At 61.7% G+C, this 18,421-nt stretch carries 11 protein-coding genes, 2 tRNA genes and 1 pseudogene; 3 read left to right on the forward strand and 11 right to left on the reverse strand.

The genetic code is table 11. The annotated features are described in order from the left end of the window. The first annotated feature begins 95 nt into the window (after window positions 1–95). Together BLR63_RS29205 and recJ are read left to right on the forward strand one after the other, a co-directional pair. The gene (locus tag BLR63_RS29205; protein WP_010565286.1) at window positions 96–638 is read left to right on the forward strand and encodes a YaeQ family protein; all 543 of its coding nucleotides are present in this window, start codon (window positions 96–98) and stop codon (window positions 636–638) included. A 57-nt stretch (window positions 639–695) separates the two neighbouring features. Next, on the forward strand, window positions 696–2,405 hold the full coding sequence (gene recJ / locus BLR63_RS29210; RefSeq protein ID WP_010565287.1) for a single-stranded-DNA-specific exonuclease RecJ: 1,710 nt from the start codon (window positions 696–698) through the stop codon (window positions 2,403–2,405). Window positions 2,406–2,470: 65 nt separating this feature from the next. Here the strand turns inward: recJ and BLR63_RS29215 are convergent, their stop codons facing one another. The 7 genes and pseudogenes from BLR63_RS29215 to BLR63_RS29245 form a co-directional block, all read right to left on the reverse strand. Beyond that, window positions 2,471–3,751, reverse strand: a complete 1,281-nt coding sequence (locus tag BLR63_RS29215) for a virulence factor family protein (protein ID WP_010565288.1) — start codon at window positions 3,749–3,751, stop codon at window positions 2,471–2,473. Next, window positions 3,751–6,392 (reverse strand): annotated as a pseudogene (mprF, locus tag BLR63_RS29220) (bifunctional lysylphosphatidylglycerol flippase/synthetase MprF). Before mprF ends, BLR63_RS29215 begins: the two are co-directional and overlap by 1 nt. 266 nt (window positions 6,393–6,658) lie before the next feature. Then, a tRNA-Met gene (locus BLR63_RS29225) sits at window positions 6,659–6,735 on the reverse strand. Between the two features lie 174 nt (window positions 6,736–6,909). Continuing rightward, window positions 6,910–8,034: an ABC transporter permease gene (locus tag BLR63_RS29230; protein WP_010565290.1), complete on the reverse strand. Its 1,125-nt coding sequence runs from the start codon at window positions 8,032–8,034 to the stop codon at window positions 6,910–6,912. A 1-nt stretch (window position 8,035) separates the two neighbouring features. Next, window positions 8,036–10,777 carry a ribosome-associated ATPase/putative transporter RbbA gene (rbbA, locus tag BLR63_RS29235; RefSeq protein ID WP_010565291.1) on the reverse strand — a complete coding sequence of 914 codons (2,742 nt, stop codon included), beginning with the start codon at window positions 10,775–10,777 and terminating at the stop codon, window positions 8,036–8,038. A 2-nt stretch (window positions 10,778–10,779) separates the two neighbouring features. Then, window positions 10,780–11,823, reverse strand: coding sequence for an HlyD family secretion protein (locus tag BLR63_RS29240; RefSeq protein WP_050901334.1), 1,044 nt, complete (start codon window positions 11,821–11,823; stop codon window positions 10,780–10,782). A gap of 297 nt (window positions 11,824–12,120) precedes the next feature. Beyond that, window positions 12,121–12,197, reverse strand: a tRNA-Met gene (locus BLR63_RS29245). Window positions 12,198–12,474: 277 nt separating this feature from the next. Here BLR63_RS29245 and dinB point away from each other — a divergent pair. After that, entirely contained in the window at window positions 12,475–13,533 is a 1,059-nt protein-coding gene (dinB, locus tag BLR63_RS29250) for a DNA polymerase IV (RefSeq protein ID WP_010565293.1), read from the forward strand. A gap of 68 nt (window positions 13,534–13,601) precedes the next feature. Here dinB and BLR63_RS29255 read toward each other — a convergent pair whose 3' ends face one another. The 4 genes from BLR63_RS29255 to BLR63_RS29270 form a co-directional block, all read right to left on the reverse strand. Continuing rightward, window positions 13,602–14,555 (reverse strand): hypothetical protein, encoded by a 954-nt coding sequence (locus tag BLR63_RS29255; protein ID WP_010565294.1) that lies wholly within the window; start codon window positions 14,553–14,555, stop codon window positions 13,602–13,604. Window positions 14,556–14,575: 20 nt separating this feature from the next. Next, window positions 14,576–16,291, reverse strand: a complete 1,716-nt coding sequence (locus tag BLR63_RS29260; RefSeq protein WP_010565295.1) for a proline--tRNA ligase — start codon at window positions 16,289–16,291, stop codon at window positions 14,576–14,578. A 107-nt stretch (window positions 16,292–16,398) separates the two neighbouring features. After that, on the reverse strand, window positions 16,399–17,931 hold the full coding sequence (locus BLR63_RS29265) for an AmpG family muropeptide MFS transporter (protein ID WP_010565296.1): 1,533 nt from the start codon (window positions 17,929–17,931) through the stop codon (window positions 16,399–16,401). A gap of 43 nt (window positions 17,932–17,974) precedes the next feature. Continuing rightward, the gene (locus BLR63_RS29270; protein ID WP_010565297.1) at window positions 17,975–18,328 is read right to left on the reverse strand and encodes an MGMT family protein; all 354 of its coding nucleotides are present in this window, start codon (window positions 18,326–18,328) and stop codon (window positions 17,975–17,977) included. Between the last annotated feature and the right edge of the window lie 93 nt (window positions 18,329–18,421).

Consider the following 18,421-nt stretch of genomic DNA (forward strand, 5'->3'; position numbering starts at 1 on the left):
TGGCCCAGGGATAAGGATGATGCAGAGCATGATTCGTTGAATGGCTTCGCCATCGGTTAGACTGGCCGCCTTTTCCTGTCTCTAGAAGTCCGTTCATGGCCCAGCCGTCCACGACCTACAAGTTCGAACTCAACCTCACTGACCTCGATCGCTCGGTGTACGAGAGCGTCAAACAGACCATCGCCCGCCATCCTTCGGAAACCGAAGAGCGCATGACTGTGCGCCTGTTGGCCTACGCCCTCTGGTACAACGAGCAAGTGTCGTTCGGCCGTGGCCTGTCAGATGTCGACGAGCCAGCCCTGTGGGAAAAAAGCCTGGATGACCGCGTCTTGCATTGGATCGAAGTCGGCCAGCCCGATGTCGACCGCCTGACCTGGTGCTCGCGCCGCGCCGAACGTACCAGCTTGCTCGCTTACGGCAGCCTGCGTGTGTGGGAGGGCAAGGTGGTGCCAGCGGCGAAAAGCATGAAAAACGTGCACATCGCGGCGGTTCCGCAGGAAGTCCTCGAGACGTTGGCCAAGGACATGCCGCGCGTGATCAAGTGGGACGTGATGATCAGCGAAGGCACGATCTTCGTCACCGATGATCGCGGCCAGCACGAAGTGCAGTTGCAGTGGCTGGTCGGCGAGCGCGGTTGAGCTGGCGCTTGAAGCTTGCCGCTAACATTTCCCCTACAGAGAATTCCCCACCGTCCCATGCGTATCGATCCCCGTCCGTTACCCGCTGTCCTGCCGTTTCTCGGTGAATTGCCACCGCTGTTGACCCGTCTCTATGCCGCGCGCGGGGTACGGTCAGAGGCTGAGCTGGACAAGAGCCTGGCGCGGTTGATTCCCTACCAGCAGCTCAAGGGCATCGACGCGGCGGTAGACCTGCTGGTGACGGCCCTGGAGCAGCGCCAGCGCATCCTGATCGTCGGCGACTTCGATGCCGACGGCGCCACCGCCAGCACGGTGGGCACCTTGGGCCTGCGCTTGCTCGGTGCGGCCCACGTCGATTACCTGGTGCCCAACCGCTTCGAATACGGCTACGGCCTGACCCCGGAAATCGTCGCCGTGGCCTTGCAGCGCGAGCCGCAGTTGCTGATTACCGTGGACAACGGCATCTCCAGTGTCGAAGGTGTGGCGGCGGCGAAGGCCGCTGGGCTCAAAGTGCTGGTGACCGACCACCACTTGCCGGGGGATGAATTGCCGGCGGCGGATGCCATCGTCAACCCGAACCAGCCGGGCTGTGAGTTTCCCAGCAAGGCGTTGGCCGGGGTCGGGGTGATCTTTTATGTGTTGCTGGCCTTGCGTGCCCGCTTGCGCAGCCTGGGCTGGTACGAGAATAAGCAGCAGCCGAACCTTGGCGAGTTGCTCGACCTCGTCGCCCTGGGCAGCGTCGCCGACGTGGTGCCGTTGGACGCCAATAACCGCATCCTTGTGCATCAAGGCCTGGAACGCATCCGCGCCGGTCGCGCGCGGCCAGGGATCAAGGCGATCCTCGAAGTGGCCAAGCGTGACCACGCCCGTATCACCTCCACCGACCTGGGGTTTATCCTCGGGCCTCGCCTGAACGCCGCCGGGCGCCTGGATGACATGAGCCTGGGCATTGAATGCCTGCTCACCACCGACGTTGCCGCCGCCCGGGAAATGGCCGCGCAACTGGATGGCATGAACCAGGATCGCAAATCCATCGAGCAAGGCATGCAGCGCGAGGCCCTGGCCCAGCTCAAGGATTTGCCGGTGGAGTCGATGCCCTACGGTTTGTGCCTGTTCGATCCGGAGTGGCACCAAGGGGTGATCGGCATTCTGGCGTCGCGCATGAAAGAGCGCTACTTCCGTCCGACCATCGCTTTTGCCGACGCGGGCGATGGCTTGCTCAAGGGCTCGGGCCGTTCCGTGCAGGGCTTTCACATCCGTGATGCGCTGGCGGTGGTGGCGAGCCAGCATCCCAACCTGATCACCAAATACGGTGGCCACGCCATGGCGGCGGGGCTGACCTTGCCCGAGGAACATTTCCCACTGTTTGCCGAAGCCTTTGATGCCGAGGTGCGTCGGCAATTGCGCGAAGAAGACCTCACCGGCCGGCTGTTGTCCGATGGCACCCTGGCGGTGGAAGAGTTTCACTTGGAACTGGCCCGCGCCCTTCGCCACGCCGGGCCTTGGGGGCAGCACTTTCCCGAACCGCTGTTTCACGGGGTGTTTCAGTTGGTGGAGCAACGGGTGGTAGGGGAGCGGCACCTGAAGGTGGTGCTCAAGAGCGAGTGCGGCTCAGTGAAGCTCGATGGCATTGCGTTTGGGGTGGACCGTGAAGTCTGGCCGAACCCGACCGTGCGTTGGGTGGAGTTGGCCTACAAGCTGGACGTGAACGAATTCCGGGGACAGGAAACCGTGCAGTTGATGATTGCGCATATCGAACCGCGCTAGCCCAACCAACCCATGTGGGAGGGAGCAAGCCCCCTCCCACATTGGGTTTTGCGTACAGCCCGGAATTACTCGGATTTGGCCTGGTGCTTGACGATGATATCCACCAAGCGCTTGGCCAGTGCCGGGTAGTTCTCGTCGAAGTGATGCCCGCCAGGCAGTTTCACCGCCTCGCCTACCGCCGTCTTGTCGGTACAGCCACTCTCGTCGACTTCTTCGGCACCGTAGATGCACACCACCTTGTCCGCCGGCAGCTTGGCCATTTCCGGGCCGGTCGCGGCTTCTTTGCCGGCGTTGCCCAGCCAGCCTTCCACTTCGATTTCAAAGCTGCCGGTGCGGGCGAAGGCCAGCAGGATGATGGCGTCGACCCGCTGCTGTTCGTTTTCCGGCATGCGGTTGTAGATCGCTGGCAGTACGTCGGCGCCGAACGAGTAACCGGTCAGCACGAAGCGTTTGGTGCCCCACTTTTGCCGGTAGTGCTGCATCAGTTCGGTGAGGTCCTTGGCGCTCTGTTCCGGAGTCTTGTGCTGCCAGTAGTAGCGCAGGGTGTCGATGCCGACCACCGGGTAGCCGATCTTGGCCATTTCGCCGGCCACGTCGCGGTCCAGGTCACGCCAGCCGCCATCGCCGGAGAGGAACAGGGTCACGGTGTCCTTGGCCTGGCCGGCGGGGACTTCCACCACGGGAATCGCCAGGCCGCCGTTGTCCGAACCGACCAGCTGTTTGCGCAGTTCGTTGTTCAGCACTTGCGGGTAGTGAATGTCGTAGTCGCTGATGCTGGTGGTGGCGCGCGGTGTGTCGCGTACGAAACTGGCGCTTTCATCGTCAGGGTTGTCGTTCCACGCCACCAGCCAATTGCCATGGGCGGCGGTCTTCGGCAGCGGGTCCTTGCAGCCTTCCTGTACCAGGGTGAAGCCAACGGAGATCGCGTTGGCTTTGTCATCGTTCTGTGTGGCCAGCCAGCGCCAGGCAAGGGCGGCGCCAGGGCCGATGCCGCTCACCAGCGTCGGTGCGCCCTTGAGCTGGGCCAGGGCGCCTTGTAGCGCCTGTTCCTGCAGCGTGCAGTCGTCTTTGGGCAGGATCACCTGAACGATTTGTGCCTTGCCGCCCTGGCTGAGGGCGATCAGTTGACTGTCGGTCAGGACTTCATCCGCCATCACCGCTACGGCCACGCGGGCTTTTGCTGTTCCGGCTGGCGTCACGCGGGTCATCACCGAACCGTCGGCCTGGGGCAGTTGCTCCAGGGTCGGTTGCGGGGCAGGGCGGTTCCAGTACCAATAGCCACCCCCCAGGATCAGGGCCAGCAGCACTACAACGGCCAATACATACCGCCAGGAGCGTCGAATCATCAGCGTTTCACCAATCCAGTCAGGCCACCCGCGATCAGGGCGGCGGTATCGGCCAGTGCCACCAGCGGATCAAGTCCTGCGGGCACGGCCATGTAACGGGGTTCCCAGTCAGGCTGGAATTTGTCTTTGAAGCGGCGCAAACCTTGGAAGTTATACAGCTGTTCGCCACGACGGAACACCATCGAGCCCAGGCGTTGGGTCAGCGGCGCGCCACGGCGGGGTTGCAGGCCCGACAATGGCACCATGCCGAGGCTGAAGCGAGCATAGCCATGACTCTTATAGTGTTGAATCAGGCCGACCATCATGAACTCCATGGTCAGCTTGGGCGCATCGGGGTGGGCGCGCATCAGGTCGAGGCTGGCCAGGTCGTGGTTGTAGGTTTCAAGCAGGTTGGCGAAGGCCACCGGGTGCCCTTCGAAGCGAACGATCGCGATACGGAAGTGCCTGAGGTAGTCGTTGCTGAAGCGGCCCAGGGAAAAGCCCTTCTCGCGCACATTCTTGCCGGTCAGCCAGGCGTCGGAAATGACCTTGAGCTCGTCCATCGGCGCGGTGCCCGGTTCGTGGATTTCCAGGGACAGGCCGTCCCGGGTGCCACGGTTCCAGGTGTAGCGCAAATCCTTCATCTCTTTGCCCTTGGCTTCCAGGTCAAAGCGTTTGAGGTCGACGCGGGCTTCTTCGCCCAGCTTGATCGCGGTCAGGCCGATGTCCATGTAGTACGGCAGGTTCTCCGCACGCACCTGATAGAACACCGGGCGCGCATGGTGGATGTCGCACAGGTCGCGGAACTGCCAGATCATCTCGGCGCGGGGCTGGGTCGGGCCGATCGGATCATACAAGGCCACCAGGCTGCGACCGCGACGGGCATACATCAGGAAGGCTTCGTCGTTGGGGTGGAACAGCAGCGCCTTGTCGCCGGTGAGCGCCAGGCCGCCGTCGGGTTGCGACGAGGCCATCAGGATCTTGGTGGCGCGTTCCAGTTCTTCCGGCGTTGGCAGGTGAATCACCGGGCGCGCGGTACGCAGCAGCCAGGTCAGCGACACGATCACCAGCAATACCGCAGCCCCAGCAGCGAGCGCAGGCCGCGCGGGGCGTTGGCGTCGAGGGTGAACTGCCACCACAGTTGATGGCTATAAGGGACGTCTTGATAGGCGAACAGCAGCAGCCAGATCGAAGCCCCGAGCACGCAGACGCTGGCCACCAGGTACAGCGGCGAGAACGGCAGTTCGGTCAAGCGGCTGGCGCGATAGAACGAGCGCCGGAAGATGGCCAGCAACACTGCGGTCATGGTCATCAGGCTGGCTTCTTCCCAGTCGAAGCCCTTGAGCAGGGACAACAGGGCGCCGGCCAGCAGCAACACCATGGTCAACATCCAGGCCGCCGACAAGCGTCGACGCAGGCCCTGGGCCAACAGCAGGCACAGTACGCCGATCAGGCTGGCGCCAAAGTGCGAAGCATCAATCAGGCGGTGGGGAATCAGAAAGCCGATGTTTTCCAGGCGTGAGTCGATTTCTGGCGTGGCGCCGGAAAACAGCAGGACCACGCCGGACAAAAAAACCAGCACGGCCAGTACCGGCGCCGCCAGGCCCGAGGCGACCCGCAGGCTCTGCTGGGTCTGGAACAGGCGTTGGGCTTCGTTGATCAACAGGAACACGCAGGCGATCAACAGCGGCAGCACCACATAGATCATGCGATACAGCAGCAGGGCGGCGGCCAATGGCGCGGCACCCAGCTTGTCGGCGAAGGCGGCGAGCAGGATGGCTTCGAAGACACCCACGCCACCGGGCACATGGCTGAGCACGCCAGCGGCCAGGGCCAACAGGTACACCAGCAGGAACGGCCCGAAGGGCGGCGCTTCCGGCAACAGCATATAAAGGACCGTGGCCGCCGCCGCGACGTCCAGGGCCGTGATGATCAACTGCAGGAAGGTCAGGCGACGACCGGGCAGACGCAGGGTGCGACGGCCGGCCTTGACCATCAGGTTGTCCGGGTAGGGTTGTTCCGGCAGGCGACGGCGATAGATGCCGATGCACAGCATCGCCGACAGCAACAGCACGGCGCCGGCCACACCGCCGAGCAGCATTTGCGGGAGATGCAGGTAGGTCGAGGCTGCCGGCAGGTTACTCAGCGTGGCTAGCGCCGCCAACGGTGGCAGGGCACAGCCCAGGGCCAGGCTGGCGAACACGGTCATGTGCGCGACTTCCGAAGCGCCGAGGCCATGGCGTGCATATAAACGGTAGCGAACCGAGCCGCCCGAGAGCATCGATAAGCCGATGGCGTTGCCGATGGCGAACGCGGTGAACCCACCCAGGGCGAGGGTCTTGGCGGGCAGTTTCACCCCGGCGTAGCGTGCGCCGGAAAACTCATAGCCCAACAGAACGACGAAACCCGCGACTGCAGCGGCAAATGCACCGAGCAACGCTGGCTTGGGCACTTCCAGGATCGAGTCATGGAGGGCGTAGAGGTCCAGCTCGAGCAGCAGGTGGCGGCAGGCGACGAGGGCGATTGCAAACAGCAGCAACGTAACCGCCAGCCCGATGGGCTGGCGGTACTTGCTTAACAGATCCAGCCAGCGCAAGCGGGTGGGAGCGATCGGTTGTTCTGCTGTGACGGTGTCTTGTGGTTCAGACGAGTTGGCGCGCATCAATCACCTCGTGGATTGTGCGCGACAGGATGGAGGTATCCAGCCAAGTTACCAATCCCTATGGACAAAATAATTACAAATATTAACGCGTATCACCGGGGTCGGCGACTGCGGCCATTGGTCGTAGAGGATTAAGCATAGCGTGCAATGACATGGACTCTATAAAACCCGTACGGTTTCATGAAAGATGCCATGCCATTGTTTCAGAAGAACTTTTTTATCAGATACAAAAAAGGCCACTCTTTCGAGCAGCCTTTTTTGATGTTTGGTTGCGGGAGCCGGATTTGAACCGACGACCTTCGGGTTATGAGCCCGACGAGCTACCAGACTGCTCCATCCCGCGTCTGTGGGCGGCATTCTACAGCCAAGCGGCAGGCTGTCAACCGTTAATGGGCCAATGGGGCAAATAAGTGTGAATTAGCCGCTGGATTGCGACGATGTGCGGTAAGTGCACGCAAGGAAAAGGTTTTTTGTCGGACAATCGTCCAAGGCGAAAACCTGCGGTCGCAAAAATGCCTTACCGCAAGGTCGCAACGGACTGGCGGAACAGCAGCAAGCTCATCACCAGAAAGGTCACGCCCATCACCAGGACCGTCACGAACTCTTTCCAGACGATGTCGAGGCCCGCGCCGCGATACACGATCGCCTGCATGAAGCCCACATAGTGCCGCGACGGGAAAAACCACGTCACGTACTGGACCCATTGCGGCTGGCTCTCGATGGGCGACATGCCGCCCGACAGCATCATCATCGGCATCACGGCCATCATCATCAGCAGGGCAAATTGCGCCATGGTGCGGGCGAGGGTGCCGAGGAAGATGCCGATCGCCGCCGTGGCGAAGATGTAGATGAGGGTGCCGAGCAGCAGCACACCGCGCGAACCGGCAATCGGCACGTCGAGGACGCCCTGGACCACGAATAGAAGAGAACAGATGAAACCGATCATGATCACCAGCCCGCTCGACCAGACTTTGGCGAGCGCAATCTCGAAGGCGGTCAGCGGCATCACCAGCAGGTGTTCAATCGTACCGTGCTCGCGCTCGCGCAACAGCGCCGCGCCGGTCAGGATAATGATCAGCATCGACAGCTGATCGGCAAGGCCGACGACCGCGCGGAACCAGGATTGTGTGCCGTTGGGATTGAACGCGCGGCGGATGACGAGATCGGACGAGAGCCCGGCGGTTCGCTGCATTTGCTGGCGGTAGCGCGTGACCTCGTCGGTCACCATGTTCTGGATATAGCCCCCACCCAAGGACGCCTGCTGGACGGCGGTGGCGTCTGCGTTGACCTGAACCTCGATATCGCGTCCCTTGCGTACATCCGCTTCAAAGCGTGGAGGAATGACGACGACAAGGGTGTACAGACCCTTGTCCATGGTGCGATCGATATCGGCGGCGCTGATCATTTTGGCCGCCTGGAAGTATGGGGGATAAAAAAGCCCGGCGATCGATCGCGAGAGGGCGGAATTGTCCTCGTCGACGATCGCCACGGAGGCATTGTGGACGGTCTCGCCGGCGCCGGTCGATTGCATATAGATGCTGATGCCGAAGGAATAGAAGATGAAGAGGATCATCATCAAGTCCTTCGACAGGGCCCGCAGATCCTTGATACCGAGCCAGAATATGTTGGCGAGGCTGTTCACCTTATTTCTCCTGTTTGCGCAAGAGCAACGCCGACAGCAACAGGAAGGCCGGACCGAACAGGGTCAGCGCCAGCAGATCGGTCGCCATGTCGGTGAAGCCAAGTCCCTTGGTGAACGCGCCGACACTCATATGCAGGTAGTAGCTCGTCGGCCACAGGTACCCCATGAAGCGTGCGCCGCCCTCCAGCGTCGAAACGGGCTGCATCATGCCGGAGAACTGCATGGTCGGTAGCATCGACAGCACCGCTCCGGCGAACACCGCTGCGACCTGGCTCGACGTGAAGGTCGAGATGAACAGCCCGTAGCCGGTGGCCGCCGCCACATAGAAAAGCGCGCCCAGGGTCAGCGTGAGACCGTCACCCTTCAGCGGGACATCGAAGAGGAGCAGCACAGTCGTGGTCATGATGAAAAAATTGATCATGCCGACACCGATGTAGGGCAGTTGCTTGCCGATCAGGAACTCCAGGCGCGTGGTGGGGGTGGCGTAGAAGTTCGTGATCGTGCCGATCTCCTTTTCGCGGGCGACGCTGACAGCGGTCAGGATGGCAAGAAACATCATCAGCAGCATCGCCGGCACCGCAGGCCCGATCGCGTAGATGCTCTCGGCGGTTGGGTTGTAACGGTTGCGGATCACGATGCTGGTCGTCGGTTTCGTGCTCGTTGCGGCGCTGGACTGCCGCGTTCTCTGTTCGGAGAAGAGATTGTGCGCCGACTGCACGTAACCCTCGATGGTGGCGGCGCGCGAGGTGTTGGCGCCGTCGATCCAGGCCGATACCTGCCAATCCGCACCGCGCTTTACCAAGCGTCCGAAGCCGGGTGGGATTTCGATCGCCAGCGTGATGTCGTTCGACTTCAGGCGTCGCTGCATTTCTTCCACGCTGTGGAGCGGCGCCTTTTCAGTGAAATAGCGAGAACTCGAGAAATTGGCCAGATAGTCTCTGCTCTCCGGCGTCTCGTCGTGGTCGAACGCCGCATAGGTGAGGTTGGTCACATCGCTGGAAACACCGAAGCCGAAGATCAACAGCATGATGAACGAGCCGAGAAAGGCGAAGGCAAGCCGCACCGGATCGCGCATCAGCGACAACGTCTCGCACTTGGCAAAGGCCAGGAGGCGGCGCAGCGGCATGAAGGCCCAGCGCCTGGACGACAAGGCCACTCCATCCGGCTGTGTCTGCATAGTGATCGCTGCCGCAGGGGGCGCGGGCGAAGACGGTTCGGCGTCTTCGATATAGGCGATGAACGCCTCTTCGAGATTTGTGCTGCCCTTGGACGCGATGACGTTCTGCGGTGTGTCGCAGACGAGGACGCGACCGGCATGCATCAAGGAGATGCGGTCGCAGCGCATGGCCTCGCTCATGAAATGCGTGGAGACGAAGATCGTGACGTTACGGGAGCGTGAGAGATCGCCGAGCAAACGCCAGAACTCATCGCGCGCCAACGGGTCGACGCCTGACGTGGGCTCGTCGAGGATCAGCAACTCGGGATCGTGCACGATCCCCACGGCCAGCGAGAGACGCTGCCGCACACCGAGCGGCAGCGAACTCGCTTCGGTGTCGGCGTAGTCGACAAGGCCGACATCGATCATGAGCTGGGCGATACGTTCGTCAGCGCGGTCCGCGGCCAGATGAAAAAGCCGCGCATGCAGACGCAGGTTCTGCCGCACGGTCAGTTCGCCATAGAGCGAGAACGATTGCGACATGAAACCCACGCGCCGGCGGACCGACAGGTCGTTGGCATCGACCGGCTTTCCGCAGACGTCGGCCTCTCCCTCGCTGGGCGCCAGCAACCCGGTCAGCATCTTCATGGTCGTGGTCTTGCCGCTGCCGTTCGAACCGAGGAAGCCGAAGATTTCCCCGCGTTCGATGGCGAAGCTGACGCGATCGACCGCAGTAAAGCTGCCGAAACGGCGGGTCAGGTTCCTTGCGACAATCACCGGCGCCTCTGTGCCTGGCTGGCGTGGCGCAATGACCAGCCGCGGCGGTGCCGATTTCTGTCCCGGTTGCAGGGCGGCGAACACTGCTTCCATGTCTTGTTGGCCCGTCTTTGCGCGCAGCTCGTCCGCGGTGCCGCAGGCCAGCACGCGTGCGTGATCCATCGCGATAAGCCAATCGCATTGGCCCGCCTCATCCATATAGGCGGTGGAAATGACCACGCTCATGGTCGGACGCTCGCGCCGCAAGTCGCCAATCAGATCCCAGAACTGTCGGCGCGACAGCGGATCCACGCCGGTCGTCGGTTCATCGAGAATGAGCAGGTCGGGGTCGTGGATGAGTGCGCAGCACAACCCGAGTTTTTGCTTCATGCCGCCCGACAGCTTTCCGGCAGGCCGGTCGAGAAAGGGCAGCAAACCGATGGCGGCCGCCAGGCGCTGTGTGCGTGCGTCGCGTTCCGATGCGGACAGACCGAAGAGGGTCGCGAAGAAGGCCAGGTTCTCGCGGACGCTGATCTCCTGATAGAGATTTTTGCCGAGTCCTTGCGGCATATAGGCAATGCGCGTGCACACGGAGCGCCGATGCCGGGCATTGTCCATGCTACCGCCGAGGACCGTGACCGATCCGGCCTGTATCTTTCGTGCTCCGGCGATCAGGCCGAGCAGCGTGGACTTTCCCGCAGCGTCAGGGCCGATGATGCCCGTCATCTGGCCGCTCGGCAGTGCGAGCGATACAGCGTCGAGCGCTCGGACCTTGCCATACAGATGGGTTGCGTTGGACACCTCGGCGATCAGCGGCGCGCGAGTCACCATGGTCAGTCCTCGGCATCGGCAGGGTCGCCCTCAACGCGTTTTTGCAGGTTATCCGGCCAATCTGGCGGGTTCGGATCGAGGCGCACATAGCCGATGCCGCGGGTCCCGGTTTTCACTTGGTTGAGATGGCGCGCGATGAGGCTCGGCGGAATGCGCAGCTTGATCCGGAACATGAGCTTGTCGCGCTCGCTGCGGGTTTCGACCTGTTTGGGCGTGAACTGAGCGTCGGGCGAGACGAAACTCACTTTGGCCGGGACGGCGAAGTCGGCACCGTCGAAGACAATTCGTGCGGCCGACCCAATCGTCACGCGCATGGCCTGTTCGGAGGGGAGATAGATCTCCATGTAGATCTCTGACAGGTCGATGATCGTCAGCACCTTTCCGCCTGCCGCAACCACTTCTCCTGGGTTGGCGAGACGATAGAGCACGCGGCCCTGCACCGGCGCCAAAAGAATGGTATCGACGATCTGGGCGTCGGTCTGATTGACCAGGGCTTGCGCGGCCACGACCGAGCGCTCGCGTGCGGTCACGGTCTTCTGTGCGGCTTCGAGCACGGCGCGGGCAGAATCGCGTTCGCCCAGAGCCTCGTCGCGGTTGTCCTCACTGATCGCTCCGGTCACGATCAACTTGAGGGCGCGGCGAAGCTTTGCTTCCTTGAGGGTCAGTTCCGCCTGGCGTTGCACGACGGTTGCCTTTGCCTCGAGCATCGAGGCCTCCTCGGACGCCACGTCGGCGGCATATTTGGCGCGTTGCGCTTGCAACTCCGTGGTATCGAGGCGGGCGAGCACCTGGCCTTCGGTGACGAGATCGCCTTCCCGGGCCAGCACCTCGCGCACGCGTCCGGCGGACTTCGCGGCGATGTCGATTTGGTCGGATTCGATACGGCCGTTGCCTGATACCAGCCCCTGGGGCAGCTTGCCTTGCTGGCTATGCCACCAATACCAGGCGCCGCCGGTACCGGCGGCCAACACTATGGCAAGGATCAGAAGAATTCTTGCGGCGCGCCGCCAAGACCACGTTGCATCGGTACTCGGGATGGGCGTCATGATCCGATCCTTGAGCGTGGGTGGGACGTTAAGCGTTGACTGGGGCAGGGGCGTGGCGCTGTGGTAGCGCGAGACGGAAGCGAGATCACGTTATTTCATCGACCGTGTCTGGCGAATACCGGTGTTCGCCCATCTCGGTAAATGCTACCAATCGAGTGCAGTGCATAACGTTGATCTTTATCAAGCAATCGAGTTGGAGCCGCGCGCGGCCCTTGCCCTCAGTCGCCAATCGTTAAAACCGACACAAACAAAAACACCGCCTCGACGGTTAGGTCGAGGCGGTGTTTTCGTTTGTGTTGGTTGCGGGAGCCGGATTTGAACCGACGACCTTCGGGTTATGAGCCCGACGAGCTACCAGACTGCTCCATCCCGCGTCTGTGTGTCGGCATTCTACAGAGGAACGCTGGTGTGTCAACCTGTGACCGGAAGAAAAGCGCTTGTGGTTCAATCGGTTAGCTCTCCAAGACCGCGCTTGAAAGCTCTGGGAGCCAGTCTGGCCGAGGCTTTCAGCTCTATTGGGAGGCTAAATTCGATTGAAAAAATAAATTCATCTGAGAATTTTCCTACCGCTCAGAGGGAAGATTCAAACTACTGGTGCTATATACAGGGGTGGATGCGATACTGGCCACCCGTTGAACTGCCTTCTTATCTATGACGCAGCGCAAAATCATCCACGTCGACTGTGATTGCTTCTACGCCGCCATCGAGATGCGCGATGACCCGAGCCTGGCGCAAAAGCCACTGGCCGTCGGCGGCTCGGCGGATCGACGCGGAGTCATCGCCACCTGCAATTACGAAGCGCGGGCCTATGGCGTGCGTTCGGCCATGTCATCGCGCCATGCCCTGAAGCTGTGTCCGGACCTGACCATCGTCAAGCCGCGCATGGATGCCTATAAAGAAGCATCGAAAGAAATCCAGACGATTTTTCGCGACTACACCGACCTGATCGAGCCGCTGTCGCTGGATGAAGCCTACCTGGACGTGTCCGACAGCCCGCACTTTGGCGGCAGTGCCACGCGCATCGCCCAGGACATCCGGCGCCGGGTCTCCAATCAACTGCATATCACCGTGTCGGCAGGCGTGGCCCCGAACAAATTCCTGGCCAAGATCGCCAGTGACTGGAAAAAGCCCAATGGCTTGTTTGTGATCACACCGGACCAGGTCGAGGACTTTGTCTCCCAATTGCGCGTGAGCAAGTTGCACGGGGTGGGCAAGGTCACGGCCGACAAACTGGCGCGCCTGGGCATCGAGGACTGCCTGCAGTTGCGCGAGTGGAACAAGTTGGCGCTGGTGCGTGAATTCGGCAGTTTTGGTGAGCGGCTGTGGAGCCTGGCCCGTGGGATTGATGATCGCGCGGTGCAGAACGACAACCGGCGCCAATCCATCAGTGTGGAAAATACTTACGATGTGGATCTGCCTGATCTCTCAAGTTGCCTGGCGAAACTGCCCGAACTGATGGAAACCCTGGCCGGGCGCATGGCGCGTATCGACAGCAGTTATCGCGCGGGCAAACCCTTCGTCAAAGTGAAGTTTCATGACTTTACCCAGACAACGCTGGAGCAGGCGGGGGCGGGGCGGGACCTGGAGAGTTATCAACAGCTGCTGACCCAGGCGTTCAATCGCGGCGGCAAACCGGTGCGGTTGCTGGGGATTGGGGTGCGGTTGCTCGACCTGAGTGGTGGCAATGAACAGCTCGAGTTCTCCTGGTAGAACCCGCAAACCAGATGCGGGAGGGAGCAAGTCCCTCCCGCATTTGGATCTACAGCGTTTTCGAGGGCTCAGCGTGCGCCAGGATCCGCGACGAGTCGTCCCGCATCCTTGGTCAGCGCTTGCAGGAATTCCTGCTGCAACTCTGGATCATTACGGGTCAGTTCAATCAGGCTTTGTTCCAGTTCGCTGGCTTCTTCCTCCAGGCCCAGTTCCGACAGGCGCTTGACCCGGTGCACCCACTGGTTGACTTCATCGTCTTCCAGATCGTCGTAGATCAGGCTGTGGGCTTCGAGCAACTTGCCGCGCAGGGTGTTGCTGATCGCCAGGGTCGAGTCCGAGTGGGCATCGTCCTGGCCATCTTCCACGCTGATCTTCAAGGTTGTGACACGATTCAGGTCCTGCTCGGCGAACGGGCTGTCCAACAGGTTCAAGCGCAGTACACCGTTGCGGTCGGTGGTCAGCTCATGGGTCTGCTTGCCGGCCGTCACCTGTACCGGGCGTTCGCTCCAGGGCAGGCTCGAATACTCCACACGCTTGTCGCGCTGGACTTCATCGATACCCGCCAGGTTCTGTTGCGCACGGCCATGGGATTGTACGTTCATGAACGGGTTGAGGCCGTCGATGCCGTAGATCAGCCAGTCGTGGGTCATGCTGGTCGGCAGGTTGCCGAGGGCGAAGACATTCGCCACGTTGGCGCCCGCGCCGGCCACCAGGGCGACCGCGCCCAAGGGCATTTCGTAGAGTTTGCGCCAGGGTTGGTAGGGGGTGTAGCGATCGTAACGACGGGTGACTTCGAATTCGGTGACCTCGAAGGTCTTCTGCTCGTGAATGCGAACCCGGCGTTGCGGCAGTTCCAGCACTTTGGGTTCGCCGACATCGATCTGCAGGCTGTGGTCGAGCAATTTACGCTCGACCCGCTCCTCGTGCTCACTGCGTTGCGACATCTGGTTGGCGCAGCCGCTGACCAGCAGGGCGCCGCACAAGGCGGCGCCCCCCAGGGCTCTGGTGTTTCGCTTGAACATGACTTCTCTTGATCTGGTTTTCAGCGACGAATACGCGCCTGAAGGAAAGACAGCACGTCAGCCACCGGCAACGGTTGGGCTTCGGCTTCGGTCCGGCTCTTGTATTCCAGATTGCCATCGGCCAGGCCACGGTCACTGACCACGATCCGGTGGGGGATGCCAATCAGCTCCATGTCGGCGAACTTGATGCCGGGGCTGGTTTTCTTGTCGCGGTCATCCAGCAGCACTTCAAAACCGGCGGCCGTCAGTTCGGCATACAGTTTGTCGGTGGCTTCACGGACTTGCTCGGTTTCATAGCGCAGCGGCACCAGGGCCACCTGGAACGGCGCCAGGGCGTCACTCCAGATAATGCCTTTCTCGTCGTTGTTCTGCTCGATGGCAGCGGCAACCACGCGGGAGACGCCAATGCCGTAGCAACCCATTTCCAGGGTGATCGGCTTGCCGTTTTCGCCCAGCACTTCGCACTTCATCGCCTTGCTGTACTTGTTGCCCAGCTGGAAGATGTGCCCGACTTCGATGCCGCGCTTGATTTCCAGGGTGCCCTTGCCATCCGGGCTTGGGTCACCGGCGACCACGTTACGCAGGTCGGCCACGGTCGGTACTGGCAGGTCGCGTTCCCAGTTCACGCCGAAGTAGTGCTTGTCGTCGATGTTCGCGCCGATAGCGAAGTCGCTCATCAGCTCGACCGAGCGGTCGATGATGATCGGCAACGGCAGGTTCAGCGGGCCGAGGGAACCGGCACCGGCGCCAATGGCGTCGCGCAGTTCGGCATCGGAGGCCATGACCAGCGGGCTGGCTACGCCCGGTTGCTGGGCAGCCTTGATTTCGTTGAGTTCGTGGTCGCCACGGATCACCAGGGCGATCAGCTTGCCGGCTTCCTCGGCGTGAACGATCAGGGTCTTGATGGTCTTTTCAATCGGCAGATTGAATTTTTCCACCAGGGCCGCGATGGTCTTGGTCTGCGGGGTGTCCACCAGGCGCAGCGCTTCAGCCGGGGCTGGGCGGGAGGTTTCCCGTGGCACGGCTTCGGCTTTCTCGATGTTCGCCGCGTAGTCGGAACCGTTGCTGAACACGATATCGTCTTCACCGGACTCGGCCAGTACGTGGAACTCGTGGGAGCCGGCGCCGCCGATGGAACCGTTGTCCGCCTCAACCGGGCGGAACTTCAGGCCCAGGCGCGTGAACACGTTGCAGTAGGCAGCATGCATGCGGTCGTAGGTGACCTGCAGGGACGCCTGGTCGGCGTGGAACGAATACGCATCCTTCATGATGAACTCGCGGCCGCGCATCAAGCCGAAGCGTGGGCGGATTTCATCACGGAACTTGGTCTGGATCTGATACAGGTTGAGGGGCAGCTGTTTATAGCTGCTCAACTCGTTGCGCATCAGGTCGGTGATCACTTCTTCGTGGGTCGGGCCAGCGCAGAAGTCGCGGCCATGACGGTCCTTGAAGCGCAGCAATTCAGGACCGTATTCTTCCCAGCGCCCGGATTCCTGCCAGAGCTCGGCCGGTTGGGTGCTCGGCATCAAGACTTCCAGGGAACCGGCAGCGTTCATTTCTTCGCGAACGATGGCTTCGACCTTGCGCATCACCTTCAGGCCCATGGGCAGCCAGGTGTACAGGCCGGAAGCCAGCTTGCGGATCATACCGGCGCGCAGCATCAGCTGATGGCTGATCACAACCGCGTCGGAAGGCGTTTCTTTCAGTGTGGCGAGCAAATATTGACTGGTACGCATGGTAGGCCGTTGTCGGTTGCTTGGACTTGAAGTGACTTGGGATTGTACGGGCGCAAATTGCTCGCGTACAGGATCGCGGCTGACATGTGCCCGTAGGAACCGGTGTGTCAGTCTTCTTCGGGCGGGCTCAGGCGTATCCGCCGATTTTCCTGGAACCAATGCAACGCGATCAGCAGCAGCGTGGGCACACCCAGTACACAGGTGATCAGGAAGAAATTGTGATACCCGAACTTCTCCACCATCACCCCTGAGTACCCGCCGATCAGACGGGGCAGCAGCAGCATGATCGAGCTGAGCAGCGCATATTGGGTGGCGGAGAACTTCAGGTTGGTCAGGCTCGACAGGTAGGCCACGAACGCCGACGTGGCCAGGCCCGAGCTGAAGTTGTCCAGGGAGATGGTGAAGATCAGCATCTGCAGGTCCGGGCCCATGTCGGCGAGCATCACGAACAGCAGGTTGGTGGCGGCCGACGCCACGCCGCCGATGAACAGGATCGGCAGGATACCGAACCGCACGATCAGCAGGCCGCCCATGCCGGCGCCGATCAGGGTCATGATCAGGCCGAAGATCTTGCTGACCCCGGCGATCTGGTCCTTGGTAAAGCCCTGGTCGATATAGAACACGTTCGCCATCACGCCCATCACCGTATCGGACATGCGATAGGTGGCGATCAGCCCCAGCAGCAGCAGCGCCTGCCAGCGATAGCGCAGGATAAAGTCGTTGACCGGCGTCAGCACCGGCGCCAGGCCACGGCGGCCCATGGTCGAGAGGCACAGGGCGGAGAGGGTGATATAGAGGATGGCGCGCAGGAAGGCGCGGTCTTCCATCAGCAGGTCCCACAGGCTTCTGCCCTGGAACAGCACGCTGGCAAAATCGGTGTTGTACAACTGGGTGAACATGGCCGGCACGGACACCAGCAATATGATCAACACGAACACCGACACGAGTTGGTGCACGAAGCTGTAGCGCCCCGCCTGCAACTGGGTGCGCAGCGGCACGTTCGGTTCGCGCATGAACAGGGTGGTCAGCAGCGCCGGGATCATCAGCACGCCGAACAGCACATAGGTGCCGGTCCACGCCGTGTGTTTATAGCTGAAGCCGGTGGAGCCGAAGCCTTCGGCAAAAAACAGTGCGCCCGCCGTGGCCAGCAGGGCCGCGATGCGATAGCCGGACATATAGCTGGCGGCCAGGGCGGCCTGGCGGCTGTCGTCGGCGATCTCCAGGCGATAGGCGTCGACCGCGATGTCCTGGGTGGCGGACGCGAACGCCACGATGACGGCAATGGCGATCAGCCAGGACAAATGTTTTTGCGGGTCGCAGAAACCCATGCCGATCAATCCGAGGATCACCAGCGATTGGGCAAGGACCAGCCAGGAACGACGACGTCCGAGTTTGCCGAGCAGCGGCAGGCGCCATTGGTCGAGCAGCGGCGACCATACCCATTTGAAGGCATAGGCCAGGCCGATCAGGCTCGCATAGCCGATGGTCTCGCGGGCCACACCGGCCTCGCGCAACCACACCGAAAGCGTCGAGAACACCAACATGTAAGGCAAGCCGGCGGCAAAGCCGAGCAACAACAGCACTAACGTCGAGGGGCTGGCATAGGCGGCGAGCGCGGCGCGCCAGGTTTTACGGGGCATGGGCTGGAGTCTGCCTCAGATTCACGGAAACAAAGCGCGCACTCTAACCGCTGTGCTCTACCGGGCGCCAGCCATGGCGCTGAATATCCACACGATTGTTGCGGACCGTGACGCCTTCTTCACGCAAACGCGCGCGTTGTTCGTCTCCCGAGGCGCTGCCGGCCGGCAGACTTATCCGACCGCCGGCACCCAGCACCCGATGCCAGGGCAGCCGGGTGTCCTCGGGAAGCTGGCTGAGGGTGCGTCCCACCCAGCGGGCTGCGCGTCCGAGGCCAGCAAGGTGGGCCAGCTCGCCGTAACTCACCACGCAGCCAGCAGGCACTTGCGCCAGCGTCAGGTACAGCGCGGTGCGGCGCATCTCGGCGGGGCTTTGCGGAGTATCGGCAGGGTGATTCATGGCGTACCTATCCTTTCGGATTGACGGTCTATCTGAAAGAAAGACGTGCGAGCGTGCTGATGAGAATTGAACTCACTATTAATCCGTGAGTCA

Source organism: Pseudomonas extremaustralis, assembly GCF_900102035.1.
GTDB lineage: Bacteria > Pseudomonadota > Gammaproteobacteria > Pseudomonadales > Pseudomonadaceae > Aquipseudomonas > Aquipseudomonas extremaustralis.

Excerpts from the sequence above, each read along its gene's own strand:
- recJ (WP_010565287.1), top strand. The coding sequence starts at position 696 with ATGCGTATCGATCCCCGTCCGTTACCCGCTGTCCTGCCGTTTCTCGGT.
- BLR63_RS29240 (WP_050901334.1), bottom strand. The coding sequence starts at position 11,823 with ATGACGCCCATCCCGAGTACCGATGCAACGTGGTCTTGGCGGCGCGCC.
- BLR63_RS29270 (WP_010565297.1), bottom strand. The coding sequence starts at position 18,328 with ATGAATCACCCTGCCGATACTCCGCAAAGCCCCGCCGAGATGCGCCGC.
- BLR63_RS29265 (WP_010565296.1), bottom strand. The coding sequence starts at position 17,931 with ATGCCCCGTAAAACCTGGCGCGCCGCGCTCGCCGCCTATGCCAGCCCC.
- BLR63_RS29255 (WP_010565294.1), bottom strand. The coding sequence starts at position 14,555 with ATGTTCAAGCGAAACACCAGAGCCCTGGGGGGCGCCGCCTTGTGCGGC.
- BLR63_RS29215 (WP_010565288.1), bottom strand. The coding sequence starts at position 3,751 with ATGATTCGACGCTCCTGGCGGTATGTATTGGCCGTTGTAGTGCTGCTG.
- BLR63_RS29260 (WP_010565295.1), bottom strand. The coding sequence starts at position 16,291 with ATGCGTACCAGTCAATATTTGCTCGCCACACTGAAAGAAACGCCTTCC.
- rbbA (WP_010565291.1), bottom strand. The coding sequence starts at position 10,777 with ATGGTGACTCGCGCGCCGCTGATCGCCGAGGTGTCCAACGCAACCCAT.
- BLR63_RS29205 (WP_010565286.1), top strand. The coding sequence starts at position 96 with ATGGCCCAGCCGTCCACGACCTACAAGTTCGAACTCAACCTCACTGAC.
- dinB (WP_010565293.1), top strand. The coding sequence starts at position 12,475 with ATGACGCAGCGCAAAATCATCCACGTCGACTGTGATTGCTTCTACGCC.